Annotated in this window: 27 protein-coding genes; 21 read left to right on the forward strand and 6 right to left on the reverse strand. The window is 64.8% G+C overall.

The genetic code is table 11. The features are described 5' to 3' along the window. Nucleotides 1-33: 33 nt before the first annotated feature. Together PQR08_RS18075 and PQR08_RS18080 are read right to left on the reverse strand one after the other, a co-directional pair. The gene (locus PQR08_RS18075; protein WP_408162013.1) at nucleotides 34-1227 is read right to left on the reverse strand and encodes a DUF3108 domain-containing protein; all 1194 of its coding nucleotides are present in this window, start codon (nucleotides 1225-1227) and stop codon (nucleotides 34-36) included. A 95-nt stretch (nucleotides 1228-1322) separates the two neighbouring features. Continuing rightward, nucleotides 1323-2150 (reverse strand): IclR family transcriptional regulator, encoded by an 828-nt coding sequence (locus PQR08_RS18080; protein WP_408162015.1) that lies wholly within the window; start codon nucleotides 2148-2150, stop codon nucleotides 1323-1325. A gap of 83 nt (nucleotides 2151-2233) precedes the next feature. On the opposite strand from PQR08_RS18080, the gene PQR08_RS18085 reads away from it, so the two are divergent. From PQR08_RS18085 to rfaE2, 7 genes are all read left to right on the forward strand, one after another. Continuing rightward, nucleotides 2234-3220, forward strand: coding sequence for a fumarylacetoacetate hydrolase family protein (locus tag PQR08_RS18085; RefSeq protein WP_408162017.1), 987 nt, complete (start codon nucleotides 2234-2236; stop codon nucleotides 3218-3220). A gap of 97 nt (nucleotides 3221-3317) precedes the next feature. Then, entirely contained in the window at nucleotides 3318-4487 is a 1170-nt protein-coding gene (locus tag PQR08_RS18090) for an ABC transporter substrate-binding protein (RefSeq protein WP_408162019.1), read from the forward strand. Between the two features lie 19 nt (nucleotides 4488-4506). After that, nucleotides 4507-5334: an enoyl-CoA hydratase/isomerase family protein gene (locus PQR08_RS18095; protein WP_035497923.1), complete on the forward strand. Its 828-nt coding sequence runs from the start codon at nucleotides 4507-4509 to the stop codon at nucleotides 5332-5334. Between the two features lie 40 nt (nucleotides 5335-5374). Then, entirely contained in the window at nucleotides 5375-6136 is a 762-nt protein-coding gene (locus PQR08_RS18100) for a PhaM family polyhydroxyalkanoate granule multifunctional regulatory protein (protein WP_408162021.1), read from the forward strand. 246 nt (nucleotides 6137-6382) lie between these two features. Then, nucleotides 6383-7384 (forward strand): MerR family transcriptional regulator, encoded by a 1002-nt coding sequence (locus PQR08_RS18105; RefSeq protein WP_408162023.1) that lies wholly within the window; start codon nucleotides 6383-6385, stop codon nucleotides 7382-7384. Nucleotides 7385-7768: 384 nt separating this feature from the next. After that, nucleotides 7769-8644 carry a ferritin family protein gene (locus PQR08_RS18110; RefSeq protein ID WP_035497492.1) on the forward strand — a complete coding sequence of 292 codons (876 nt, stop codon included), beginning with the start codon at nucleotides 7769-7771 and terminating at the stop codon, nucleotides 8642-8644. A gap of 146 nt (nucleotides 8645-8790) precedes the next feature. Further along, nucleotides 8791-9273, forward strand: a complete 483-nt coding sequence (gene rfaE2, locus PQR08_RS18115; protein ID WP_408162025.1) for a D-glycero-beta-D-manno-heptose 1-phosphate adenylyltransferase — start codon at nucleotides 8791-8793, stop codon at nucleotides 9271-9273. 15 nt (nucleotides 9274-9288) lie between these two features. On the opposite strand, the gene PQR08_RS18120 is transcribed toward rfaE2, so the two are convergent. From PQR08_RS18120 to PQR08_RS18130, 3 genes are read right to left on the reverse strand one after another with little or no spacing between them, the layout of a single operon-like run. Further along, nucleotides 9289-9528, reverse strand: coding sequence for a hypothetical protein (locus PQR08_RS18120; protein ID WP_035497494.1), 240 nt, complete (start codon nucleotides 9526-9528; stop codon nucleotides 9289-9291). 29 nt (nucleotides 9529-9557) lie between these two features. Further along, nucleotides 9558-10370, reverse strand: a complete 813-nt coding sequence (locus tag PQR08_RS18125) for a type III pantothenate kinase (protein ID WP_408162027.1) — start codon at nucleotides 10368-10370, stop codon at nucleotides 9558-9560. Further along, nucleotides 10367-11254 (reverse strand): biotin--[acetyl-CoA-carboxylase] ligase, encoded by an 888-nt coding sequence (locus PQR08_RS18130; protein WP_408162029.1) that lies wholly within the window; start codon nucleotides 11252-11254, stop codon nucleotides 10367-10369. Before PQR08_RS18130 ends, PQR08_RS18125 begins: the two co-directional genes overlap by 4 nt. Nucleotides 11255-11425: 171 nt before the next feature. Between PQR08_RS18130 and PQR08_RS18135 the strand changes: the two genes are divergently transcribed. From PQR08_RS18135 to PQR08_RS18180, 10 genes are all read left to right on the forward strand, one after another. Continuing rightward, entirely contained in the window at nucleotides 11426-12553 is a 1128-nt protein-coding gene (locus tag PQR08_RS18135; protein ID WP_408162031.1) for an MlaE family ABC transporter permease, read from the forward strand. 5 nt (nucleotides 12554-12558) lie between these two features. Further along, nucleotides 12559-13437 carry an ABC transporter ATP-binding protein gene (locus tag PQR08_RS18140; RefSeq protein ID WP_408162033.1) on the forward strand — a complete coding sequence of 293 codons (879 nt, stop codon included), beginning with the start codon at nucleotides 12559-12561 and terminating at the stop codon, nucleotides 13435-13437. Nucleotides 13438-13485: 48 nt separating this feature from the next. Then, nucleotides 13486-14445, forward strand: a complete 960-nt coding sequence (locus PQR08_RS18145) for an MlaD family protein (RefSeq protein WP_408162035.1) — start codon at nucleotides 13486-13488, stop codon at nucleotides 14443-14445. Between the two features lie 13 nt (nucleotides 14446-14458). After that, nucleotides 14459-15085: an ABC-type transport auxiliary lipoprotein family protein gene (locus PQR08_RS18150; protein ID WP_238209610.1), complete on the forward strand. Its 627-nt coding sequence runs from the start codon at nucleotides 14459-14461 to the stop codon at nucleotides 15083-15085. 49 nt (nucleotides 15086-15134) lie between these two features. Then, nucleotides 15135-16307 (forward strand): VanZ family protein, encoded by a 1173-nt coding sequence (locus PQR08_RS18155; protein WP_187608693.1) that lies wholly within the window; start codon nucleotides 15135-15137, stop codon nucleotides 16305-16307. Between the two features lie 58 nt (nucleotides 16308-16365). Further along, nucleotides 16366-16695 carry a (2Fe-2S) ferredoxin domain-containing protein gene (locus tag PQR08_RS18160; protein ID WP_035497506.1) on the forward strand — a complete coding sequence of 110 codons (330 nt, stop codon included), beginning with the start codon at nucleotides 16366-16368 and terminating at the stop codon, nucleotides 16693-16695. An 8-nt stretch (nucleotides 16696-16703) separates the two neighbouring features. Continuing rightward, nucleotides 16704-17339, forward strand: a complete 636-nt coding sequence (locus tag PQR08_RS18165) for an alpha/beta hydrolase (protein ID WP_187608692.1) — start codon at nucleotides 16704-16706, stop codon at nucleotides 17337-17339. Between the two features lie 413 nt (nucleotides 17340-17752). Continuing rightward, the gene (locus PQR08_RS18170; RefSeq protein WP_408162038.1) at nucleotides 17753-18967 is read left to right on the forward strand and encodes a D-alanyl-D-alanine carboxypeptidase family protein; all 1215 of its coding nucleotides are present in this window, start codon (nucleotides 17753-17755) and stop codon (nucleotides 18965-18967) included. Nucleotides 18968-19014: 47 nt separating this feature from the next. Continuing rightward, on the forward strand, nucleotides 19015-19926 hold the full coding sequence (locus PQR08_RS18175) for a D-amino acid aminotransferase (protein ID WP_408162040.1): 912 nt from the start codon (nucleotides 19015-19017) through the stop codon (nucleotides 19924-19926). A gap of 23 nt (nucleotides 19927-19949) precedes the next feature. Further along, nucleotides 19950-20258 carry a DUF493 family protein gene (locus tag PQR08_RS18180; RefSeq protein ID WP_187608689.1) on the forward strand — a complete coding sequence of 103 codons (309 nt, stop codon included), beginning with the start codon at nucleotides 19950-19952 and terminating at the stop codon, nucleotides 20256-20258. Here PQR08_RS18180 and PQR08_RS18185 read toward each other — a convergent pair. Beyond that, nucleotides 20242-21195: a transcriptional regulator GcvA gene (locus tag PQR08_RS18185; RefSeq protein ID WP_250482962.1), complete on the reverse strand. Its 954-nt coding sequence runs from the start codon at nucleotides 21193-21195 to the stop codon at nucleotides 20242-20244. The genes PQR08_RS18180 and PQR08_RS18185 overlap by 17 nt on opposite strands. A 123-nt stretch (nucleotides 21196-21318) precedes the next feature. On the opposite strand from PQR08_RS18185, the gene PQR08_RS18190 reads away from it, so the two are divergent. The 4 genes from PQR08_RS18190 (at nucleotide 21319) to PQR08_RS18205 (ending at nucleotide 25230) form a co-directional block, all read left to right on the forward strand. After that, nucleotides 21319-21645 carry a DUF2917 domain-containing protein gene (locus PQR08_RS18190; RefSeq protein ID WP_238209614.1) on the forward strand — a complete coding sequence of 109 codons (327 nt, stop codon included), beginning with the start codon at nucleotides 21319-21321 and terminating at the stop codon, nucleotides 21643-21645. Between the two features lie 82 nt (nucleotides 21646-21727). Beyond that, nucleotides 21728-22510, forward strand: coding sequence for a lipoyl(octanoyl) transferase LipB (gene lipB / locus PQR08_RS18195; protein ID WP_408162043.1), 783 nt, complete (start codon nucleotides 21728-21730; stop codon nucleotides 22508-22510). Then, nucleotides 22507-23508: a lipoyl synthase gene (gene lipA / locus PQR08_RS18200; RefSeq protein ID WP_187608686.1), complete on the forward strand. Its 1002-nt coding sequence runs from the start codon at nucleotides 22507-22509 to the stop codon at nucleotides 23506-23508. Before lipB ends, lipA begins: the two co-directional genes overlap by 4 nt. A 432-nt stretch (nucleotides 23509-23940) precedes the next feature. Further along, complete coding sequence (locus PQR08_RS18205; protein WP_408162045.1) at nucleotides 23941-25230, forward strand: dicarboxylate/amino acid:cation symporter; 1290 nt, start codon at nucleotides 23941-23943, stop codon at nucleotides 25228-25230. The last annotated feature ends 13 nt before the right edge of the window (nucleotides 25231-25243 follow it).

Here is a 25243-nt window from a genome sequence, read left to right on the forward strand (position 1 = left end):
TCGTGCCCGGTGTCACGGAGTGCGACGGCCGCGTTACGGTCTGTCCGACTCGGGCGTTTCGGGCGCAGCGGGCGCGGAATCCTCAGACGCATCTTGCGTGCCCGGCGTGACAGCTTGTCCTGTCGCCTGCGATTGCGGCGTGAGATTGCCGGCCCAGAGCAGTTCGATTTGCATGCCGTTCGGTTCGGTTTGCAGAATCCGCACAGGTAGCCAGCCGATCGACGGCGCGAGCCAGATGTCGAGCTTGCGGCGATCGCCTTCCTTGCGCGGCAGGCGCGTGAAATGGCGCGCGGTCGTGAAGCCGCCGCGCGCCTGCACGGTTTCATCACCGACGGTTTCGATCGGCCAGACCTCGTTGCTATCGTTGTCCGCGACGCTGAACTGGCGCGTGACGCCCGGCTTGTACTTGTCCGGCGCGCCGCGCACGAGGCTCGCCAGCTGCATGACGACGCTGAAGCGGTCCTGCCCGCCGTCCGCGAGCGGCTGACTCTGCGGCGTCTTCGTGTAGACGATCTGCTTCGTCTCGCGATTGAAGATGGCGATGTCGGCGGCGCGGCGGCCGCGCTGTTCGGAATACTGTTCGGGCGCTATGCCGAAACCGTCGATATGCCCCTTGCTCGAATACACATACGGACCGACAAAAGGCAACGGGATCGAAACGACCATTTCGTAATGCTGGCTGTCGTTGATCCAGTGGATCGTGCCGGTCTGGTTCATCACGCCGTTCACGAGCGTGTCGTAACGTAACTCGCCCGAGGGCGGAACACTGAACTTGTCGCCCGATGCGGCTGCGGATTGCGCCGCGGGCGCTTGTGTTTGCGGTTGCGTTTGTGCTGGCGCGGATGCCGCCACGCCCGACGCGGCGGCGGGCGCTTCCGGCTGCGGCGTCGCCGCGGTTAATACCGTAGCGGGCGCGGGCGTCGCTTTCGTCGTGGCTGCGGGCGCGGCGGGCTTCGGCGCAGGAGCGGCCGGTGTGGGCGGCGTCGGCGCGGGCGGCGCGATCGGCTTGGGCGTCAGCAATTCCACTTGCACGGGCGGAGCCTCCGGCGGCGCGTTCGTCGGCTGCCGATTGTGTTCGATCCACCGCATCGCGCTCCAGTGCAGGCCCGCGACGATCAGCACGGCAAGCACCCAGCGCGGCCAGCGTCGCGGCGTGGCGGATTCGGGAGCGGCATCGGGCGGCTCACCCGACGCGGGGCGAGGACGGCGGAACTGAAACAGTGGCATCGTGCGGGGGTGAAGGGCGTGAGTTGCGGGTCAGGCGAAACGCATAAGACACGCGCGATGGAAGCGATGTTCCTCGCCCGTATCGACGAGCGCCGTCAACGCTCTCCGGCCTTGTACCCCAGTTCATACGACAACCCGCGCGCGCATTCGCGCAGAGCCGAATCTATTTCACCGTCCCAGCGCGTATCGAACGTGCCTTCGTGACCGAGCGCGATGACCCCCAGCGCCAGTTCGCCCGTCGAGTCGAAAACAGGCGTGCAGAATGCGTGGACCGTCGGCAGCAGCATGCCTTCGACGCGCGCCGCGCCATGCTCGCGCACTTCGGCGAGCAGCGGCTCGACATCGGCCATCGTCTGCTTCATGGCGGCGAGTTCGCGGTCGAGCATCGCCTGCGTCTTGCTGCGCGGCAGATAAGCGGCGAAGAGCAGCCCGGTCGCGGATGAGAGCAGCGGCATCACGTCGCCCAGCTTGAGCGACGCCTTCGCCGGATGACTCGATTCCATCCAGTGCACGACGGTCGGCCCCTGATTGCCCCACACGGCGATACCGACCGTCTGATCGAGCCGGTCGCGCATTTCCGCGAGCGCAATGCGCGCGAGCCTCACGCCATCGACGCGCGCAAGCCGCGCCAGCCCCATCTGCAAAGCGAATCCGCCGAGCTCGTAGCGCCCCGACACCGGATCCTGCGACGCGACGCCGAGCCGCAAAAAACTCACGAGATAGCGATGCGCCTTCGCCGGGCTCATGCCGGCGCGCTGCGCGAGATCGCGCAGCATCATCGCGCGCGGCTCGTTGGTGAGCACGTCGAGCAGCCGGAAGCCGACTTCGATCGATTGAATGCCGGAGCGCGTTTTCTCCTCGGCGGCGTCGGTGGCGTCGAGGTTGTCTTCGTCGTCGGGAAGAGCGGATTGGGTCGATTGCATGAAGCGCGAAAGCACAGCCGAGGGATTCACCATCGTAAAATAGATTTCCCTTAACGTCATCCCAAGTCACCAACAACCGCTCTATGAAACTTGCCACGCTGAAGGACGGCACGCGCGACGGCCAACTGATCGTCGTTTCGCGCGATCTGCGCTCGGCGGCCATCGCCGATGGAATCGTATCGACGCTGCAACGCGCGCTCGACGACTGGACCTTCTACGCGCCGCAACTCATGGACGTCTACGAAGCGCTGAACCTCGGCCGCGCGCGCAACACGTTCCAGTTCGATCCGAAGGCCTGCATGGCGCCGCTGCCGCGCGCGTTCCAGTGGGCGGACGGCTCGTCGTACGTGAATCACGTCGAACTCGTGCGAAAGGCGCGCAAAGCGGAAATGCCGCCCGAATTCTGGACCGATCCGCTGATGTACCAGGGCGGCAGCGACGACTTCATCGGCCCGACGGACGACATCGTGTGCGCGACGGAATCGTATGGCATCGACTTCGAGGCGGAAGTCGCCGTCATCACGTCCGATGTCCACATGGCCGCGATGCCCGACGAAGCGCTGCGCAGCGTGCGTTTGCTGATGCTCGTGAACGACGTGTCGCTGCGCAATCTCATTCCCGCCGAACTGGCGAAGGGCTTCGGCTTCTTCCAGAGCAAGCCCGCGACCGCGTTCTCGCCCGTCGCCGTCACGCCCGACGAACTCGGCGACGCGTGGCGCGAAGGCCGCGTGCATCGGCCGATGATCGTGCACTGGAACGGCAAGAAGGTCGGCCAGCCGGATTGCGGCACGGACATGGTGTTCCACTTCGGGCAACTGATCGCGCATGCCGCGAAGACGCGCAATCTGCGCGCGGGTTCGATCGTCGGCTCGGGCACGATCTCGAACAAGGACACGAAGCGCGGCTACTGCTGCATCGCCGAGAAGCGGTGTCTGGAGACCATCGAGCACGGCGCGCCGCAGACGGAGTTCATGAAATTCGGCGACAGCGTGAAGATCGAGATGTTCGACGAAGAGGGCAAGTCGATCTTCGGCGCGATCGATCAGGCGGTCGTCCAGCCGGAGCACTGAACGGGTTTCGCCCGATGCGGCGTGCGCAAGGCTCGCCTTACACTTTGCCGGGCTGCTTCGCGCAGCAATAAAACGATCAAAAGAAAAGGAGACATCGATGGCGGCAGGCAAGTGGACATTTCTGGCGGGCGCGGTATTCACGCTCGCCGCGACGACAGCGGCTTTCGCGCAGACGGCGCAGCACGTGAAGATCGGGCTCGTGCTGTCGCTCACGGGACCGGCCGCGTCGCTCGGCATTCCCGCGCGTGACACCGTGGCGCTGCTGCCGAAGGAGATGGGCGGCAAGCCCGTCGATTACATCGTGCTCGACGATGCATCCGACACCACGCAAGCCGTCCAGTCGACGAAGAAGCTCATCAGCGAGGATCAGGTCGATGCGATCATCGGCTCGTCGATCACGCCGAACTCGCTCGCGATGATCGATGTCGTCGCTCAAGGGCAAACGCCGATGATCTCGCTCGCGTCGTCGTCGAAGATCATCGAACCGGTCGACGACAAGCGCCGCTGGGTCTTCAAGACACCGCAAACCGATGCGATGATGGCCTCCGCGATCGCCGAGCACGCCAGCAATCACGGCGTGAAGACGCTCGCGTATATCGGTCAGGCGGACGCGCTCGGCGAGACCTTCTATACCGAAGTCGCGAAGTTCGCGCAACTGCACAAGATCGAAGTCGTCGCGAACGAACGCTTCAACCGTACCGATCCGAGCGTGACCGGGCAGATCCTCAAGATTCTCGCGGCGAAGCCGGATGCGGTGGTCGTCGGCGCGGCCGGCACGCCCGCCGCGTTGCCGCCGAAGACGCTCGCGCAACGTGGCTACAAGGGCAAGGTCTATCACAACCACGGCGTGGGCAACCGCGATTTCCTGCGCGTGTGCGGCACGGACTGCAACGGCACGTTCCTGCCTGCTAGCCCGGTGCTCGTCGCCGCGCAGTTGCCCGACGATCATCCGGCCAAGCGCCTCGCGCTCGAATACATCAAACTGTACGAAGCGAAGCAGGGCGCGGGCACTGTATCCGCGTTCGGCTCGTATGCGTGGGACGCAGGCATGCTGCTCAATCGCGCGGTGCCGATCGCGATGAAGGCGGGCGCGCCCGGCACGCCGGCATTTCGCGCCGCGCTGCGCGATGCGCTCGAAGGCACGAAGAATTTTTCCGACACCAACGGGCAGGTCAACATGACGCCCAACGATCACATTGGCCTCGACCAGCGCGCGCGCGTGATGGTCGAGATCCGCGACGGCAAGTGGCTCTATCAGCCGCGCTAACTCTCGATTGAACCGGATCATGAGCGATCTCTCCCTCTACGCGAGCTACAAGTCGCTGGAGTTGCGGCGCCATCCGCACGGCGTGCTCGAAGTGGTGATGCCCGGCGCGGGCGCGAACAAGAGCAACCTCTCCACCGCCGACGCCAACATGCATCGCGAGCTTGCGGATATCTGGCGCGACATCGACCGCGATCCCGATACGCGCGTCGCGCTGATTCGCGGCGAAGGCAAGGGCTTTTCGGCGGGCGGCGATCTCGGGCTCGTCGAGGAGATGGCGAACGACTTCGATGTGCGCGCGCGCGTATGGCGCGAGGCGCGCGATCTCGTCTATAACGTGATCAACTGCGGCAAGCCGATCGTCTCCGCGATGCACGGCCCCGCGGTCGGCGCGGGACTGGTCGCGGGTTTGCTCGCGGATATCTCGATCGCGACGAAGTCGGCGCGCATCATCGACGGGCACACGCGGCTCGGCGTCGCGGCGGGCGATCACGCGGCGATCGTGTGGCCGCTGCTGTGCGGCATGGCGAAGGCCAAGTACTATCTGCTGCTGTGCGAGCCGGTCAGCGGCGAGGAGGCGGAGCGCATCGGCCTCGTGTCGCTCGCCGTCGACGAGAACGAACTCATGCCGAAGGCGATCGAAGTGGCGAATCGTCTCGCGCAAGGCTCGCAAACCGCGATCCGCTGGACCAAGTACGCGCTGAACAACTGGCTGCGCTCGGCGGGGCCGACATTCGATACCTCGCTCGCGCTCGAATTCATGGGTTTCGCCGGGCCGGACGTGCACGAAGGCATGCGCTCGCTGCGCGAGCGGCGCGCGCCGGACTTTCCGGGCGGCGCGCCGTTCTGAGCCACGCGAACCTCACACGCAAGAAAACAAGGAGAGTCGAATGACCGATAACGCCGGCGGCACGCCGCCCTACACGATTCCCGGTTTTCCCGGATTCGGCCAGGCCGACATGATGGGCAAGATGTGGGAGCTGATGCGCCTGAATCCGTTCGCCGCCGCGATGCCGGGCGGCGGGCAGGGCATGGGTCCCTCGCTCTCGATGATGTCCGACATGCTCGCTCCGCTCACCAATATCGAAGAACTCGACAAGCGCGTGACGGACATGCGGGCCGTCGAGCACTGGCTGAAGCTCAATCTCAACATGCTGCAATCGGCGATTCAGGCGCTGGAAGTGCAGCGCGCGACGCTCGCGACGCTGCGGGCGTTTGGCGCGTATGCGCAATCGTCGGTCGAGAGCGCGCAGGGCGCGGCGGCGGAAAACAAGAAGACCGTTGCCGCCGGCTGGCCGATGGGCGGCGCGGCGAAAGCGGACGCGCCGAAGCAGGAGCCCGCGCGTGAAGCGCCGGCGAGCGCGACATCGGCTGAAGGCGAGGGCGCGCCAGGCGACGCCGCAACGCCGCCCGGCTTCGATCCGACCGGCTGGTGGAACGTGCTGCAATCGCAGTTCAATCAGCTCGCGCATCTCGCCATGCTCCAGCCCGGCATGACCGGCCCGCTCAACGCGATGGGCGGGGAAGGCGAGCAACCCGCCGCCGATGAAACCGACGCCGGCCAGGCGGCGAACGACGCCACGGACAAGTCCGAGGCTGCCGCGAAGAAAGCGCCCGCGCGCAAGGCCGCGCCGCGCAAGAAACCCGTCTGATCTTTTTGCCCGGCGGCGTGCAACGCGCCGTCGGGCACGCCCTTCGTTTCCTTCGATGCGTAAATTTGCATCGAACCGCGTCTCGTGTCATCCGCATCCACAGTGGTGCGGAAATGTATCTCAGCACCGACGTCCGTTTCGAATTTGTCTATGATGAAACATCGACGGCGTATAAATTTGTCCACCATGCGGGTCGGGCACGTAACCTGCATCGAGTGAAGCGCGTGTCTTAAAATCGATCTGTCTATGACAAATACATCAGAACAGGACTTCGACTCTGACTCGGCTTCCGATGGCGCCGAACTGCCGGAACCCGTCCCGCCGCGCGCTGCGCCGTCAGGCAGCACGGGAATCGGCATTGGCGCGATCGCTCAGGAGATTGGTCTGACGAAGGACACACTGCGTGTCTGGGAGCGCCGATACGGCTTTCCGCAGCCGATGCGTTCGCCCGGCGGCGAGCGGCTCTATCCGCAGGAGCAGGTCACGAAGCTGCGGCTCGTGAAGCGGTTGCTCGATGCAGGCCACCGGCCGAGCAAGGTGCTTGGACAATCGATCGAACTGTTGCAGCAACTGGCCGAGAGTTCGGGCGTCGGTCAGGACGCGCCGGATGCGGAGCTCGATCATCTGATCTCGTTGCTGCGCGCGAGCGCCTACGATGAATTCCGCTTCGGGCTGCTGAAGCGCGCGACGCGCGACGGGCTCGAGCGCTTTGTGCTGGACGTGGCGGCGCCGCTGTCGGCGCGGGTCGGCAATGCGTGGGCGGCGGGCACGTTGCAGGTCTATCACGAACATTTGTTCAGCGAGGCGATCCAGTCCGCGATGCGCACGCTGATGCGCCCGCTTTCCGACGCCGTTCGTGGGCGCGGCGGCCGTCCGCGCGTGCTGCTCACGACGCTCTCGGGTGAAGGCCACGGCCTCGGCATCCTGATGGCCGAGGCGATGTTCACGCTCTCCGACTGCGATTGCGTCCAGCTCGGCCTGCAGACGCCGCTGCACGATATCGTCGATGCAGTGGCGGCGCATAAGGTCGATATCGTCGCGCTGTCGTTCACGGCGGTGCTGCCGGCGCAGTCCATCGCGAACGGCCTGACCGATCTGCGCAACCTGCTGCCGCCGCACGTGCGCATCTGGGTCGGTGGAAGCAGCCCCGCGCTGCGCCGCAAGTTCAACGACGGCGTGCATTACGTCGCAGGGTTGACCCCGATCGATGAAACTGTCGCGGATTGGCGCCAATCGGCCATGCTATGATCAAAAGCGCTCGCTGCGGCGAGCATTGGCGCGGAATTCGCGTGGCATGCGCTTCGCTGTCATGTGAGTCCGTCATACTGCACGGCCGGCGCAGTTCCGGCGGCAGGATCGGCGCCATTCGACCATACCTCAGGCACAGGTTTCGCTCCTCACCCACGGTAGAACAAGACGCACAACAGCAACATTTGCACAAGGAAGTGCAGTGTTTTCGCGGCGCGACGCGTCGCCGCAGCGCCGAATTTGAGCGCTCGTTGTCGCTTTTAGTCTTAGGCCGACCGAATCCCGCGTAAAATTGAAAGCTTGGCTGCTTGCGTGCAGGTTTTCCGCGCGTCTCGGCCGAAGTCATTAGATATAACGTCGCATACGTGGCATCAGGGGTGGACAATGAACACCATGCTTTATCCGGAACTTTATAAATCGCTGGAATCCGTCCGCTGGGATATGGAGAAGGACATTCCCTGGGACAAATTCGATGCGTCCCTGCTCACCGACGAGCAGGCCAGGACGATCAAGATGAACGCGATCACCGAATGGTCCGCTCTTCCCGCAACCGAAATGTTCCTGCGTGACAACCACCATGACAGCGACTTCTCCGCTTTCATGAGCGTGTGGTTCTTCGAAGAACAGAAGCATTCGTTGGTGCTGATGGAATATCTGCGGCGCTTCAAGCCGGACATGGTCCCGAGCGAAGAAGAGCTGCACGCGGTGCGCTTCGAATTCGATCCGGCGCCGCCGCTCGAAACGCTGATGCTGCATTTCTGCGGCGAAATCCGTCTGAATCACTGGTATCGACGCGCGGCCGAGTGGCACACCGAACCAGTCATCAAGCACATCTACGAAACCATTTCGCGCGACGAAGCCCGTCACGGCGGCGCTTATCTGCGCTACATGAAGAAGGCGCTCGCGAATGCGGGCGACACCGCGCGCGCGGCGTTCGCGAAGATCGGCGTGCTGATGGCGTCGGCGCGCCGCACGGAAAAGCCGCTGCATCCGACCAACCTGCATGTGAATCAGGCGCTCTTCCCGCGCGACACCGTGCAGTCCCGCCTGCCCGATCCGGAATGGCTCGAACGCTGGCTGGACGACCAGATCCGCTTCGACGACAGCTGGGAGAAGAAGGTCGTCGAGCGCATTCTGCACAACCTGTCCATTTTGTTCGAGCGTTCGTTCGTGACCGCGCAGGAATTGAATCGCTATCGCAAGGAAGTGACGCTGCGTCTGCAAGCCGCGCCGGGCGGCGCGGCCGAGCAACCGGCCTGAGCGTTCAGTCCTTCACGCCTTGACGACGAAACGGCCCGCCGGGTAGAACCGGCGGGCCGTTTGCATTTCTGGCCGCATCGATTCGATTCGCGTCTAAAGCGCCGTGGCACAATGCGCGCTTTCAGCACATCGCAACGAGCGCCGACATGTCCGCCATTTTCGAACGCAAGATCATCACGCGCGAAGCGCTCGCCGCGCGCCGTCCGGCCCTTGCCGGTCCCGTCGTGTTTACCAACGGCGTCTTCGACATTCTTCATCGCGGTCACGTGAGCTATCTCGCCGATGCGAAAGCGCTCGGTGCGACGCTCATCGTCGGCGTAAACAGCGATGCGTCCGTGCGCACGCTCGGCAAGGGCGACGATCGGCCGATCAATCGCGAAGACGATCGCATGGCGCTGCTCGCGGCGCTGGAAAGCGTCGACTGGGTCGTAAAGTTCGAGGAAACCACGCCGCTGGAGTTGATCGATGCGTTGCGCCCCGACGTCCTCGTGAAGGGCGGCGACTACGACATGGACAAGCTGGCCGAATCGGCGCTGGTGCGCGGCTGGGGCGGCAAGGCGCTCGCCATCGCGTTCGAGCACGATCGATCGACGACCGCGCTGCTCAAAAAGGTCCGCGCGCAGTCCTGATTCGCGCTCGCGGGATTATTGCCCAAGCGGCGCGGACTGCACGTTGGCGGCAGGCGCCGGTCCGCCGACGCGCGGCTGATCGAACGCTTCTTCGGGGCTCAGCGGTCGCGTAGCGAGCGCTTCGGGATGAACCTGCTGCAACAGATGATGCGGCTCGCGCGCGCCCGCGGCGGGAAGCGGGCCGAACATGCCGCGCATGACCGCGAACATCAGCAGGTTGCCGAGAATCAGAAGGGCGATCAGCCAGCGCAGCATTCTTTTGCTCCGTCCATCAATCGAATCGGTCAGTCAGACGACTGGCGCGCCGTCGCGTCGCGCGCGATGAGCGCGAGGCCGGACAGCACGAGGGAATCGTGTCGCGTGTACGGCACGTCGAGTGCGCCCGCGATTTCATTTGCCGCGCCGCCGCCGAGCACGAGCCGGACATCGGCGTGCCAGTCTGCTTTCAGGTCGCGCCACGCGCGTTCGATCAGCGCCGCCTGCGCGAGCAGGCATCCGGACGAGAGCGCGGCTGCGGTGTCGGTGGCGAAGAGACTGCGTGTCTGATTCAGCGCCTCGCGCGCCGATGCGGCGTCGAGCGTCGGTAATTGCGCGGTGTGGCTGCCGAGCGATTCCATCATCAGCGACCAGCCGGGCGCGATCAGGCCGCCCGTGAAGACGCCGTCGGCGCGCAATGCTTCGAGCGTCGTCGCCGTGCCGAAAGTCGCGACCAGCAGATGCTCGCCCGGATAGGCCGCCCGCGCGGCGATCATGCCGGCCCAGCGATCGCTGCCGAGGCGCGTCGGGTCTGCGTAAGTGTTGATCACGCCGCACTGCTCGGCACGCGCGCGCACGACGGTGCGCGGCAGCGTCGGCCAGCGCGCGTCGATCAGACGCTGGATGCGGTTCTGCACCGGCGTGCCCGCGACGTTCGAAATCCAGGCGCTCGAAGGCGTGGGCAACCCGGACCAGGCATCGAGCGCGGCGTCATCGGCGGCGGTCGAATGATGCGCGTGCTCGAACGCGCCGTTCGACAGCGACGCACCGGTTTCATCGACAAGCGACCACTTGATGCGGCTGTTGCCCGCATCGATGAGCAGATGCGGCGCTTCGCTCACGGACGCTCCCGCGCGAGCCGCAGCGTGAGTTCGCCGGTCGTGACCGTGCGCGGGCCCTCGGGCGCGTCGATCAGCAACTGGCCGCTTTCGTCGACACCCGATGCGATCCCGCGCGTCACTTCCATGCCTTGATCCATCAGCACGACTTCGCGTCCGGCCCACGCGTGCGCGTCGAGCCAGCGCTGGCGGAACGGCCGGAAGCCTTCAGTTTCGAAACGCGGCAGCGCCGCGTCGAGCGCGTTGAGGAGCGCGGCGAGCGTGTCGGTGAGATTGGCGTCGGGCCATGCGCGCGCGAGCGCAGCGGGCGTGGTGCCCGGCGCGGACGGCGTGGCCTGGCGGTTGGCATCGTCGACCTGAGCGGCCAGTTGCTCCGCGCCATGCAGATTCACACCGATGCCGATCACAACCGCCGTCGCGTTCGGCGTATTCCACGCGGTTTCGATCAGGATGCCGGCGAGCTTGCCGTCGTCGAGCAGGACGTCGTTCGGCCATTTCAGCGCGGGGCGCGCGGATGGCGAGAGCGGCAGATGCGCGAGCGCGTCGAGCACGGCGGTGCCGACAGCGAGACTCAGACCCGACAGCCCTTCGATCGGCCGCTTCAGCACGCAGCCCACCGACATCAGCAGCGCATTGCCCGGTTCGGCGAGCCACGCACGGCCGCGCCGTCCGCGCCCCGCGGTCTGCGAATACGCGACGCGGGCGAGCGGCGCTGGCGTGCTGCCACGACGCGAGGCGCGCAACTGCTCCATCACGTCGGCGTTCGTCGAGCCCGTTTCGTCGACGATATCGATGGTCCAGTCGCGGGCGGGCCGCTCGGCGAGCGTCGCGAGCCGGGTTCGGTCGATGCGCCAGGGCGCGTCGGGGGCGAAGGGAGTTGAGTTCATGGCGGATATTGTAGCGGCGCTATGCGGGTTTTTCGCTGGCTGAAACCTCGCCTTGTAAGGTGTGACGCCGATTTCGGACTTTCGCGGCGCGAGATCATCCCCTCGCCCCCGCGACACACTTCGCTACAATGTCCTCTCCCGTTTAACCGCGTCTCACCGCGCCATCGATCCTTGGACTTCGACACGCCGCCGCGCCTAAGAGTGGAAGCCGGTCAGCAGGGCAAGGTGGTCCGGCTCTCGGGCCAGTGGACCGCGCTCGCGCTCGCCCGCGACCGCGCGAAGAGCGGCGTCACGCGGCGGCTGCGCGCCATCGGGCGCGAGGCGATCGGCCAGTGGGATCTGCTGTCGATCGAGCGGCTCGATCACGTCGGCGGTCAGGCGCTGTGGCGCGTCTGGGGCCGCAAGATGCCCGCGACCATCGCGCTGTCCGATACCCAGCGCGAAATCTTCGAGCGCGTCGCGCTGCTCGATGCCGAGCGCGAGGAACCCGAGCCCGTCGATCGCGTCGATCCCGTCACGCGCCTCGGCCAGCTCATCTTCGATTTCTTCGATCACCTCTACGGCGGCCTCGCGATGTTCGGCGCCTTCGTGCTCGATCTCGTCGGACTCGTGCGCCGTCCGCAGCGCATTCCGTGGACGGAAATCTCCGCCAATATCTACAGCGCCGGCGCGCAGGCGCTCGCGATCACCGCGCTCGTCGCGTTTCTGATCGGCATCGTGCTGAGCTATCTGTCCGCGCAGCAGTTGCAGGCGTTCGGCGCGAACCAGTACATCGTCAACATTCTCGGGCTTTCGGTGATCCGCGAGCTCGGACCGGTGCTCTCCGCGATTCTCGTCGCCGGGCGTTCGGGTTCCGCGATCACCGCGCAGATCGGCGTGATGCGCGTCACGGAAGAACTGGACGCGATGCAGGTCATGGGCATCCCGCACGGCCTGCGGCTCGTGCTGCCGCGCGTGATCGCGCTCGGTATCGCGATGCCGCTGCTCGTCATGTGGACCAACATCATCGCGTTGACGGGCGGCGCGCTGGCGGCGAAGCTCGTGCTGTCGATCGACATGAACTTCTTCGTCCGCTCGCTGCCGTCGGTCGTGCCGATCGCGAATCTGTGGATCGGGCTCGGCAAGGGCGTCGTGTTCGGCATGCTGATCGCGCTCGCCGCGTGTCACTTCGGTTTCCGCATCAAGGCGAATTCGCAGAGTCTCGGCGAAGGCACGACGACATCGGTCGTGACATCGATCACCATCGTGATTCTCGCGGACGCCGTGTTCGCGATCCTGTTTCAGAACGTCGGACTCTGACCGCCATGTCGACCACGCTCGCCACAGCCGTTCGCCATCAGCCGCCGCCCGTCATCGCGGAACCGGTGATCGAGGTGCGCGATCTCACCAAGCGCTACGGGCGCACGGTGATCCACGAGCATCTGAATCTGGATGTGCGGCGCGGCGAGATCGTCGCGCTGCTCGGCGGATCGGGCTCGGGCAAGACCACGCTCGTGCGGCAGATGCTCGGGCTGGAATCGCCGACATCGGGCACCATCCGCGTGCTCGGCGAGGAATGGGCGCAGATGGACGAGGAAACGGCGAAAATGCTGCGCACGCGCTCCGGCATGATGTTCCAGCAGGGCGCGCTGTTCTCGTCGCTGACCGTGTACGACAACATCGCGCAGCCGTTTCGCGAACTCGGCAAGATTCCCGAGGACCTGATCCGCGAATTCGTGATGTTGAAGCTCGAGATGGTCGGGCTGTCGTGCAAGCACGCGAGCAAGATGCCGTCGGCGCTGTCGGGCGGGATGGTGAAGCGCGTGGGCATCGCGCGGGCGATCGCGCTCGAGCCCGAACTGCTGTTTCTCGACGAACCGACCGCCGGCCTCGATCCGAAGGCATCGGACGAGTTCGTCGATCTGATCGCGACGCTGCATCGCGCGCTCGGGCTGACCGTCGTTCTCGTCACGCACGATCTCGATACGATGGTCGCGCTCTCGACGCGCGTCGCCGTGCTCGCGGAACGGCGCGTGCTCGTCGCGGCGCCGGTGGAGGAAGCGTGCGCGGTGGATCATCCGTTCATCCGCGAGTATTTTCTTGGACGGCGGGGGCGTCGCGCGCTGCAGGCGCTGCCGCCCCAGCGCCGCGCGAAACTGCCGCCGGCCGCGCTCGAGGACGCGCCGATCGCCGTCAACAAATAGCCGAACGACGCCTCACCGACGCCGCCGCGAAGTCAAAGGAACCTGCCGATGGAAAACAAATCACACGCGTTCTGGACCGGTCTCTTCACGATCGTCCTCGTGCTGGCCATCGCGTTCGCCGTGTTCTTCTTCAACGTGGACCGTACCGTGCGCGTGCCTTACGACCTGATCGCGCGGACCAACGTGACCGGGCTCTTCACGGACGCGGCCGTGCGTTATCGCGGTCTGGGCGTCGGCAAGGTGCAATCGATCCGCTTCGACAAGGACCATCCGGGCCAGATCCGTATCCGCATTCTCGTCGACAAGAACGCGCCGATGACGCACTCGACCTTCGCGACGCTCGGTTTTCAGGGCGTGACGGGCATCGCGTTCGTGCAGCTCGACGACACCGGCAAGGACACCTCGCCGCTCGATTCGTCGCCGCAGCATGTCGCCGAAGTGCCGATGCGCGCCGGCCTCTTCGAACAGTTGCAGCAGCGCGGAGACGTGATCCTGAAGAAGTTCGAGCGCCTGTCCGAGGACGCCGACAAATTCCTTTCCGACGACGTGCGCGATCAGCTCATGGCCACGACGAAAAGCCTGCAGGGCGCGGCGGACAGCATCACGGCGCTCGCGGGTCAGGTCCAGCCCGCCGTGGCCCAGTTGCCGCAGACGCTCAAGCAGCTCAATACCACGCTCGCCTCGACCAACCAGTTCGTGCAGAACCTGAATCGTCCGGATGGTCCGTTCGTCGCCAATCTGAACAAGGCGGGCAAGGCCGCCGAGGAAGCGGGCGCGGCGCTCGCGGACATGAACGAGTCGCTGCGCTTCGTGACGGCGCGCGTCGGCTTCGAGGCGTTGCCGCGCTTCTATTCGTTCGGCGACGACGTGAGCGCGGCGGCGCGTTCTGTCGATCGCGCCGCCGACGCCTTCAGCACCAATCCGCGCAGCGTGCTCTTCGGCGCGCCGCAAAAGGAGCCGGGACCGGGCGAGCCGGGCTTCACGTGGCCCGCGAAAGCAGCGCATTGATCGAGAAAACGACATGGCAGACATCGACATGAAAGGAGCAGTCGCGGCGTTCGCGCTCGCTTGCGTCACGCTGCTCGCGGCTTGCGGATCGACGCCGACCGCGATGCCGAACGCGCATTACGACCTCGGCGCGCCGCCTGCCTTCGACGCGACGGCCAACAGCCTGCCGATGCCGCCGGTGAAGGTGCTCGCGGTGGGCGCGCCGCGCAGTCTGGAAACTGACTCTTTCGCGTATCGGCTGAGCTACGTCGATGCGCAGCGCACCGGCAACTATTCGGACAGCCACTGGACGATGCCGCCCGGGCAGCTTCTCACGCAGCGGCTGCGCGATGCGCTCGCGGCGCGCGGCCCGATCCTGTCGGGCGCCGATCCGGTGCGCGCCGTGCCGCTGCTCGAAGTCGAGCTGACGAGCTTCGAGCAGGTCTTCGACGCGCCCGAACAAAGCCACGGCCTCGTGTCCGTGCGCGCGACGCTCACGCAGCAAGGCCGCGTGATCGGCCAGCGCAGTTTCGCCGCGAGCGCGCCCGCGCCGAGCGCCGACGCATCCGGCGGCGCGCGGGCGCTCGCGGCCGCATCGGACGATGTGATCGCGCAACTTTCCGCGTGGCTTGCCGCGCAACCCCTTTCCGCTTCGCGATGACCTTCGGTAGTTTCACCATCCGCCCAGCACGGAGGCGTCCGGGCGGCTCATGACGATCAAGCAATGGCAGCGCCGCCCGTCGGCGTTTTCCCGGCAGGCGCTCGCCGCGTACGCGGTGCTGGTGGTCTACGGTTCGCTCTATCCTTTTTCCGGCTGGCGCTCGCTGGGCCTGAGCCCGCTCGCGTACCTCGCCGATCCGCTGCCGCGGTATCTGACCGTCTTCGATGTCGTCACGAACGTGCTCGGCTACATGCCGCTCGGTTCGCTGATCGTGCTCGCGCTCTATCCGCGTGTGCGCGGCACGCTCGCGGTGGGCGCGGCGCTCGTCGGCGGCGCGTTGCTTTCCGGCACGATGGAAGCCATCCAGACGTATTTGCCGACGCGCGTCGCTTCGAATCTCGATCTCGCCGCCAACGCATTCGGCGCGCTGGTCGGCGGCGTGCTGATCGCGCCCGCGACGAGCGCGCTGCTCGACCGCGGCCTCCTGCGACGCATCCGCTTCACGTGGTTCGAGCGCGACGCGGCGTATGTCATCGGACTGTCGGCGCTGTGGCCGTTCGCGGCGATGTTCCCCGCGCCGTATCTCTTCGGCGGCGGCGACTTGCCGCGTGTGCTATGGGACGAGCTCGACCCGGCGATGCAGGACGCGATCCTCGCTTGGACGCCCGCCGCATGGGACGTCGAAAGCTGGCCGGACCGGATCGGCGCGCTGCTGCCCGACGACGCGTGGGAAGCGCTGATCACATCGACGAGCCTGTTCGCGGCGCTCGTGCTCGTGACGCTTCTCACACGCCATCGCGCGCCGCGTATCCGGCTGATGCTCGGTCTCGTCGCGATCACGCTCTTTGCGAAAGCGGGCGCGACGTTCCTGCAATCGCGCGCGGGCCTGACCTTCGACTGGGCGACGGACGGCGCACTCGAAGGCATCGGCATCGCGATCACGGCGGGCGTGCTGTCGGTATCGCTGCCGCGCGGACTGCGGGCGGCGCTCGCGGGCGCGGCGCTCGTCGTTTCGCTCGCGATCGTCAATCTGCTGCCGGTGAATCCGTATTTCGACATCGTGCTCGCCGACTGGCGGCAGGGACGCTATCTGCATTTCAACGGACTCGCGCACTGGCTCGCGTGGGTATGGCCGTATGCGGCGCTCGGCTGGCTCGCGTCCGCGGCGGAGCGCGCGTGGCTCGCGCGGCGTCGCGCGCGCAAGGCGAACCGGCCGGTGTGACGCGGCGGGCACGAACATCGCTCGCTATAATCGACCGACACTCTCATCGCCCACGCTCATGGATTCCTTCTACAAGTACCACGTGTTCTTTTGCCTGAACCAGCGCGATGCCGATGCGCCGCGCCCGAGTTGCGCGAACTGCAACGCGCAGGCCATGCAGGAGCACGCGAAAAAGCGCGTGAAGCAACTCGGCCTCGCGGGCGAAGGCAAGGTGCGCATCAACAAGGCCGGGTGTCTGGACCGCTGCGAACTCGGGCCGGTCGTGGTCGTGTATCCGGAAGGCACGTGGTACACGTATGTCGATGAAACCGACATCGACGAAATCGTGGAGTCGCATCTGGCCAACGGCAAGATCGTCGAACGTCTTCTCATCGATCAACCCGCATAACGGCAGCCATGAACGCGCAAACCGAAAAATTCCTGATCGACGGGCCGGTCGGCAAGATCGAATGTGCGCTCGATCGCACCGATGCCAATAGCCAGCCCGCGCGCGGCATCGCGCTCGTCGCGCATCCGCATCCGCTCTTCGGCGGCACGATGGACAACAAGGTCGCGCAGACGCTCGCGCGCACCATGGTCCAGCTCGGCTACGTGACGTATCGCTCGAATTTTCGCGGCGTCGGCGCGACGGCAGGCGAGCATGACAACGGCATCGGCGAGCAGGACGATCTGCTCGCGCTGATCGACCACATGCGCGCGCAACCCGGCCAGGCCGACGTGCCGATCGTGCTCGCGGGATTTTCATTCGGCACGTTCGTGCTGTCGCACGTCGCGAGGCGCATGCTCGAAGCGGGGAAGGAAATCGAGCGCATGGTGTTCGTCGGCACGGCGGCGAGCCGCTGGGAAGTCGCGCCTGTGCCCGACACCACGCTCGTGATTCACGGCGAAGTCGATGAAACCGTGCCGATTCAATCCGTCTACGACTGGGCGCGGCCGCAGGAATTGCCCGTCGTCGTGATACCGGGCGGCGAGCACTTCTTTCACCGCAAGCTGCATATTCTCAAGCGCGTGATCGTCGACGCGTGGCGCTGAGCTTTTCGTCATCGGACGAGTGTCGCAAGGTGCCTGAAGGGCATTGGGCGCGCATCGTTTCGTGACCGGCAAAAGCGGCTAGGCGCAGCCTGAAAAACGTTAAAACCCGCAGCAACAGCGCAGATTCGAAGGAAAACGGAAGCGGGCCGCGCGTATAATGGCGCAGAATTTTTTCGCTGTTTCCGGCCGTGCGATGCCGCCGAATTTCTCGCAGTCATCGAAACGCCGGCTTCCGAGAACCGTTTTCGCGTCCGTCTGTCGAACGAGCGCTCTTCGCCGCGGCGCCGCGCGTGCCGCTGTCCTGGCGATAAGCCCGATCAACAGCGACGGTCAGCCTGTTCAACCCGTGCTTCGCCGATCATCCGATCCCCGATCGTCCTCGTCGCAGCCTGCTTTTTCCGCCGATCGATCCTATGCGCTTTGTCCCTGCCGGCCTGTCTTTTCCTTCTGTTTCCATCGTTCATCATCGAACCATCAAAGCCGCACTCGTGCTGCCCGCCGTGCTGGCCGCCGCGAGCGCCTTCGCGCAAGTCGCGCCGCCCGAGGTGACCGCGCGCTCGTGGGTGCTCGTCGATGCCACCAGCAATCAGGTGCTCGCATCGGGCAATCCCGATGAGCGCGTCGAGCCTGCATCGCTCACGAAGCTGATGACCGCGTATCTCGTTTTCGATGCGCTGAAGGCGAAGAAGATCAACATGGATCAGACCGTCATGCCGAGCGAGGCCGTGCGCCGCGTGCGGACGGACGAGTCGCGCATGTTCATCGAGGCGAACAAGCCGGTCACCGTGCACGATCTCGTCTACGGCATGATCGTGCAGTCGGGCAACGACGCGGCCATCGCGCTCGCGGAACTCGTCGGCGGCAGCGAAAGCAACTTCGTGCAGCTGATGAACGCGGCGGCGAAGCGCATCGGCATGAAGAACACGAATTTCGCCGACGTGAACGGCATGCCCGATCCGCAGCACTACACGACCGCCGGCGATCTCGCCGTGCTGTCCACGCGCCTCGTGCGCGACTTCCCCGAGTACTACAGCATCTTCTCGGTGAAGGAATTCACGTACAACAAGATCAAGCAGCCGAACCGCAACCGCCTGCTGTGGCTCGATCCGACCGTCGATGGCCTCAAGACCGGCCACACGAAGGCTGCGGGCTACTGCCTGATCGCGACCGCGAAGCGCTCGCTCGTCGGCGTGCCCGATGCGAGCCGCCGTCTCGTCGCCGTGATGATGGGCGAGCCGAAAGAGCACAACCGCGTGCAGGACAGCCTGAAGATGCTGAACTACGGCTACACCGCATACGACGCGCTGCGCCTGTACAAGGCGAATCAGGTGATCGACTCGCCGCGCGTGTACAAGGGCGCCGCCGACGCCGTGCAGGCTGGCGTCATGACGGACCAGTACATCACCGTGCCGAAGGGTCTGGGCGAGAAGGTCAAGCCGACCGTCACGCACAACGACCTGCTCGTCGCGCCGATCAAGAAGGGCCAGCAGATCGGCTCCGTCAAGATGATGGCCGACGGCAAGGAAGTCGCGCAGTTCCCGCTCGTCGCGTTGCAGGACGTGCCGGAAGCGGGCGTCTTCGGCCGCCTGTGGGATTCGGCGCTGCTCTGGTGGCAAAAGCGCAAGTAATCGACGTAAGCGAAGTTGAACGACAGGTTGAGAAAGGAGCGGTCCCGATGAGCCAAGCCGAAGTCTTCGATCCCACGGTTTATCTGAACGGTGAGTGGGGGCCGCTTTCCGAAGCGCGCATTCCCGTGCTCGATCGCGGGTTCATTTTCGGCGACGGCGTGTATGAAGTCGTGCCGCTCTACGCGCAAGCCGATGGCGCTCGCCTGCCGTTCCGGCTCAAACAGCATCTCGCGCGGCTGAATCGCAGTCTTGGCAAGATCCGCATCGACAATCCTTTCGACGATGCCGGCTGGCGCGCGTTGATCGATCGCGTCATCAGCGAAAACGCCGGTACCGGCGACGCGCTCGTCTACATTCAGGTCACGCGCGGTGTCGCGAAGCGGCGCGGGCACGCATTTCCGGCGGGCATCGTGCCGACCGTGTTCGTCATGCTCGGCCAGCTCGTGTTTCCGAGCATGGCGGATCGTGCGCGCGGCGCGGTGGCCGTGACCGCCGAAGACAAGCGCTGGCTGCATTGCGACATCAAATCGGTATCGCTGCTTGGCAACGTGCTGATGGCGCAGCACGCCGCCGAAAACGACGCGCTCGAAACCATCCAGTTGCGCGACGGCTTGCTTACCGAAGGTTCGTCCTCAAATGTGTGGATTGTGAAGGGCGGCACCTTGCTGGGCGCGCCGCGCGGACCGCGTATTCTCGAAGGCATCCGCTACGGGCTGATCGAGGAACTGGCGCGCGAGGCGGGCATTCCGTTCGAGGAGCGCGACATCGCCGAAGCCGAATTGCGTTCGGCCGACGAAATCATGATCAGCTCCGCGACCAAGGAAGTCATGCCGATCACCACGCTCGACGGAAAAAGCGTCGGCGACGGCCGGCCCGGTCCGATCTATGCTGCACTCTACGACGCTTACCAGCGGGCCAAGGCGCGCGAGTTCGCGGAAGAGGCCGCGCGAGCCAAATGAAGCGCGAAGTGAAGGAGAAAGCCATGACCGACAAGCAACAATCCACCGATCCGACCGATTCCGCCGCGCACAGCGCCGACGAGCTGTTCGACTTTCCCTGCGATTTCCCGATCAAGGTGATGGGCAAGACGCATCCGGAATTTCACGACACGATCGTCAGTCTGCTCAAGGAGTTCGACAAGGACTTCGACGCATCGCGTGTCGAAGCGCGTCCGTCTTCCGGCGGCAACTACACGGGGCTCACCTGCACCGTGCGCGCGCAGAATCGCCCGCATCTCGACGACATCTATCGCGCGCTCACCGGTCATCCGATGGTCAAGGTAGTGCTTTGATCTTGCCCGCCGGCGCGTCGCACACCGCCGGCGTACGCTCGTAAAGTAGCCTGAACTGCTCGGCCTCCTCGAAAACCCATTCCCTGAATGCCTGCACGCGCTTCGTCTGAAGCAGCGCCGCCGGGCACACGAAGTAGTACTTCCACGGGCTCGGGCCGTCGATATTGAACAGCCGCACGAGCCGTCCCGCACCGATTTCCTGCATCGAGAGCGAGCGGCGCACGAGCGCGATGCCCTGACCGTCGATGGCCGCCTGCAGAAGATTCGACGAATCCTCATACAGAACGCCGCGCCTCGGTTCCTCGATATCGGTGAGCCCGGCCGCGTCGAACCACGGGCGCCAACGTTCATCTTCCGAGCGCAACAGCGGCAGGTTCGCGAGATCGCGCGGTGTCCGCGGCAACTCGCCGCCGCGAAAATTCGGCGCACAGGCGGGGAAGAACACTTCGTCGAGCAGTTCCTCCGAGTGCAGGCCCGCGTACTTGCCAAAACCGAAGCGGATCGCGACATCCACGTCGTCGCGGTTGAAGTCGGTGAGCGCGTTCGTCGAAAGCAATTCGAGATCGATTTCCGGATGCTTTTCAATGAACCGGCCCACGCGCGTCGTCAACCACCGCGCTGAAAACGACGACAGCATCGAGACGATCAGCCGGCGGTCGCGATCGCCCGAACGGATGCGCCGCGTCGATTCGGCCAATGCGACGAGCGCCGCGCGCACCTCCGCGGCGTATTGCCTGCCGCGGTCGGTGAGACGCACGCGTTTGCCGTCGCGCGCGAAGAGCGACACGCCGAGTTCGGCCTCCAGCGCGCGGATCTGATGACTGACCGCGCCGTGCGTGACGAAAAGCTCGTCGGCGGCGCGGGAAAAGCTCTCGTGTCGGGCGGCGGCCTCGAAGGCGCGCAGCGCGTTCAGGGCGGGAAGCTGTCGAAGGTCCATGTGGATTGTCGGCGTTGTCGTTGTCAATACAGCTCACATAGCAGTGAAAATTGATCGTTTTGCCTGATGCCTTGCCACGCCTAGGATTGTAGTCATCGAAACGTTCCCTTGGCGGAGTCGATCATGCGAGAAATATCAACAAGCGTCACCTTCGAAATCAAGCCCGGCGAAACCGTGCCGATGCGCATCGCACGCGGTACGCGTCTCACAGTCCACGGCAGCGCAGTCTGGGCGACGCGCAGCAACGACATCGAAGATTACTGGCTCGTCCCCGGAGACAACCTCAAGTTGCGCGAACGCGAGCGGCTCTGGCTTTCCGTCGAGGGCGACCGTCCGGCTTATGTCGTCTTCACGATCCTACCGCGCTGCGACGAACGTGCGATGCATTGGGTTTCGACGCGCATCGAGCGTCTGGCACAGCGGTTCCGCGCCGGATGGCGCACCGTCTGAGTCAAGTATTCGCATTTGCCATCGAAGGCATGCGAATTCACCATCGGCGGGCATGGAGCTATTTCGGTAAACTACCGGCACCATGTCCGCCACTTCGCTCGCAGTCCCACAAGAATTCGACGACGCGCCCGACACCGTGCTCCGTTCCGGTGAGTTTCCGGTCGCGTTGCGCTGGCGCGGCCTCGAGCCGTACGGCCAGAGCTTCGACGCGATGCGCGCCTTCACCGACGCCCGCACGCCCGAAACGCAGGACGAAATCTGGCTCGTCGAGCATCCGCCCGTCTTCACGCTCGGTCTCGCGGGCGATCCCGCACATCTTCTGCTCGCTCAAAGCGGCATTCCGCTCGTCAAGGTGGATCGCGGCGGACAAATCACGTATCACGGGCCGGGGCAGATCGTCGCTTATCTGCTGATCGATCTGCGTCGCCGAAAACTGATGGTGCGCGAGCTGGTGCGGCGTATCGAAGAGGCCGTGATCGAAACACTCGCGACGTATAATCTCGCGACCGACCGCAAGGCCGGCGCGCCGGGCATTTATGTGGCGCGGCCATCGGCGCGGCAGGCCGAACGAGGCGCGAACGTTCGTTCGCACGAGTTCCATGAAGGCGCGAAGATCGCCGCGCTCGGACTCAAGATTCGCAACGGCTGCAGCTATCACGGCGTGAGCCTCAATGTGAGCATGGACTTGCAGCCGTTCCTCGCAATCAACCCGTGCGGCTACGCGGGACTCGAAACGGTCGACATGGCGACGCTCGGCGTCGCGGCCGACTGGCGCGACGTAGCTCTCGTGCTCGCCGAACGGCTGGCACTTCAAATCGGCGGCCTCCCCGCAACTTCCGCCGCAACAACCGGATCGACCGAATGACTGACGCAACCGCAAACCTGGCCGGCGATACCGCCGCTTCTGCTTCGTCGCCCACCGCCTACGACGCCACTGCGAAGCAGAAGGCACAAGCGAAGACGTCGCGCATTCCGATCAAGGTCATCCCGATCGAGAAGCTGAAGAAGCCGGATTGGATCCGCGTGCGCACGGCGACGGGCAACTCGCGCTTCAACGAAATCAAGCACATCCTGCGCGAGCACAACCTGCATACGGTGTGCGAGGAAGCGAGCTGCCCGAACATCGGCGAATGCTTCGGCAAAGGCACCGCGACGTTCATGATCATGGGCGACAAGTGCACGCGCCGCTGCCCGTTCTGCGACGTCGGCCACGGCCGCCCCGATCCGCTCGACGCGGACGAGCCGCTGAATCTCGCGCGCACCATCGGCGCGCTGAAGCTGAAGTACGTGGTGATCACGTCCGTCGATCGCGATGATCTGCGCGATGGCGGCGCGGGGCACTTCGTCGAGTGCATCAGGCAGGTTCGCGAGCATTCGCCGGAAACGCGCATCGAAATTCTGACGCCGGACTTCCGTGGCCGTCTGGATCGTGCGATCGGCATTCTGACCGCCGCGCCGCCCGACGTGATGAATCACAATCTCGAAACGGTGCCGCGCCTCTACAAGGAAGCGCGTCCGGGCTCGGACTATCACCATTCGCTGAAGCTTCTGAAGGACTTCAAGGCGCTGCATCCGGAAGTCGCGACGAAATCGGGCCTGATGGTCGGTCTGGGCGAAACGGAAGAGGAAATCCTTCAGGTGATGCGCGATCTGCGCGCACACGATGTGGATATGCTGACGATCGGTCAATATCTGCAACCGTCGGAGCACCATCTGCCGGTGCGGGCCTATGTGCATCCGGATACGTTCAAGATGTACGAGGAAGAGGCGTACAAGATGGGCTTCACGCACGCGGCGGTCGGCGCGATGGTGCGTTCGAGCTATCACGCGGATCTGCAGGCGCACGGCGCGGGCGTGGTTTGAGCGCTTTTGGCTCTGCCTGATAAGAAAAACCCACGGACCGCCGTGGGTTTTTTTATGATTGAACGAACGTTGAAGCCGTCCAGATCATCGGACACCCGTATTCCGGATTTCCAGAATCCCGGATTGCGCATGCTCATGCGTTAAGAAATACCCTAGAAAATCAACGGCTTAAAAAGAGTAAAGCCTGGCATCGCCCTTGCAATATAAACGGCACGGCCCATGAGCCGCCCATAAAAGTCAAGGAGACAAACAGATGAACCCTCTCGCATCCAAACGTCCCTGAGTCCGTCGACGAAGCGGCTTTTCGCTTACGCGGCGCGATTCGGCGTGCGCATCCCACAGATTCATCCGCGCACCTCAGAAAGCTTCTCCACGTCCAAGCTCGCCGCTGGCTATCCCTCCGCCAATCGCTTGTTATTGCCTGGAACCATCGTGAAAAAACCTATCCATAAAGTCCTGTACGTGCAGGTGATCGTGGCCATCATCATCGGCATCGCGCTCGGGCACTTCTATCCCGCTCTCGCCACCGACATGAAGCCGCTCGGCGACGGCTTCATCAAGCTCATCAAGATGGTGATCGGGCCGATCATCTTCTGTACCGTCGTCACCGGTATCGCGGGCATGGAAGACATGAAGAAGGTCGGGCGCGTCGGCGGCAAGGCGCTTCTGTACTTCGAAATCGTGTCGACGTTCGCGCTGATCCTCGGTCTCGCCGCGACGCACATCCTGAAGCCCGGCGTCGGCTTCAACGTCGATCCGGCCACGCTCGACCACAAGGCCGTCGACTCCTTCGCGACGAAGGCGCACGGCCAGAGCACGGTCGACTTCTTCATGCACATCATCCCGGACACGCTGGTGTCGGCGTTCGCGCAGGGCGAAATCCTCCAGATCCTGCTGATCGCGCTCCTGTTCGGCTCGGTGCTCGCGCACATCGGCGAGCGCGGCAAGGTCGTGACGAATTTCATCGAAGGGCTCTCGAGCATCCTGTTCGGCATGGTCGGCATCATCACGAAGCTCGCGCCGATCGGTGCGTTCGGCGCGATGGCGTTCACCATCGGCAAGTACGGCATCGGCTCGCTGCTGCCGATGCTCAAGCTCGTCGGCACGTTCTATCTGACGTCGATCATCTTCGTCGTCTTCGTGCTCGGCGCGATCGCGCGCATGGTCGGCTTCAGCATCCTGAAGTTCGTCGCGTACATCAAGGAAGAAATGCTGATCGTGCTCGGCACGTCGTCGTCGGAAGCGGCGCTGCCGCAACTGATGCTCAAGCTCGAAAAGCTCGGCTGCTCGCGCTCGGTCGTGGGTCTCGTCGTGCCGACCGGTTATTCGTTCAACCTCGACGGCACCAACATCTACATGACGATGGCCGTGCTGTTCATCGCCCAGGCAACCAACACCGATCTCACGTGGGGCCAGCAGTTGACGCTGCTCGCGGTGACGATGCTCACGTCGAAGGGCGCGAGCGGCGTGACCGGCGCGGGCTTCATCACGCTGGCGGCGACGCTCGCCGTCGTGCCGACCATTCCGCTCGCGGGCATGGTGCTGATTCTCGGCATCGACCGCTTCATGTCGGAATGCCGCGCGCTGACGAACATCGTCGGTAACGGCGTGGCGACGGTCGTCGTGTCGGCGTGGGAGAAGGAACTCGACCGCAGCAAGCTGAAGGCGGCGCTGTCACGCGAAGTCGACGTGACCGACCGCAACGAAGCCGAAACGGTCTGAGCGCGAGTTCATC

This window comes from Caballeronia jiangsuensis, assembly GCF_046030135.1.
GTDB lineage: Bacteria > Pseudomonadota > Gammaproteobacteria > Burkholderiales > Burkholderiaceae > Caballeronia > Caballeronia jiangsuensis.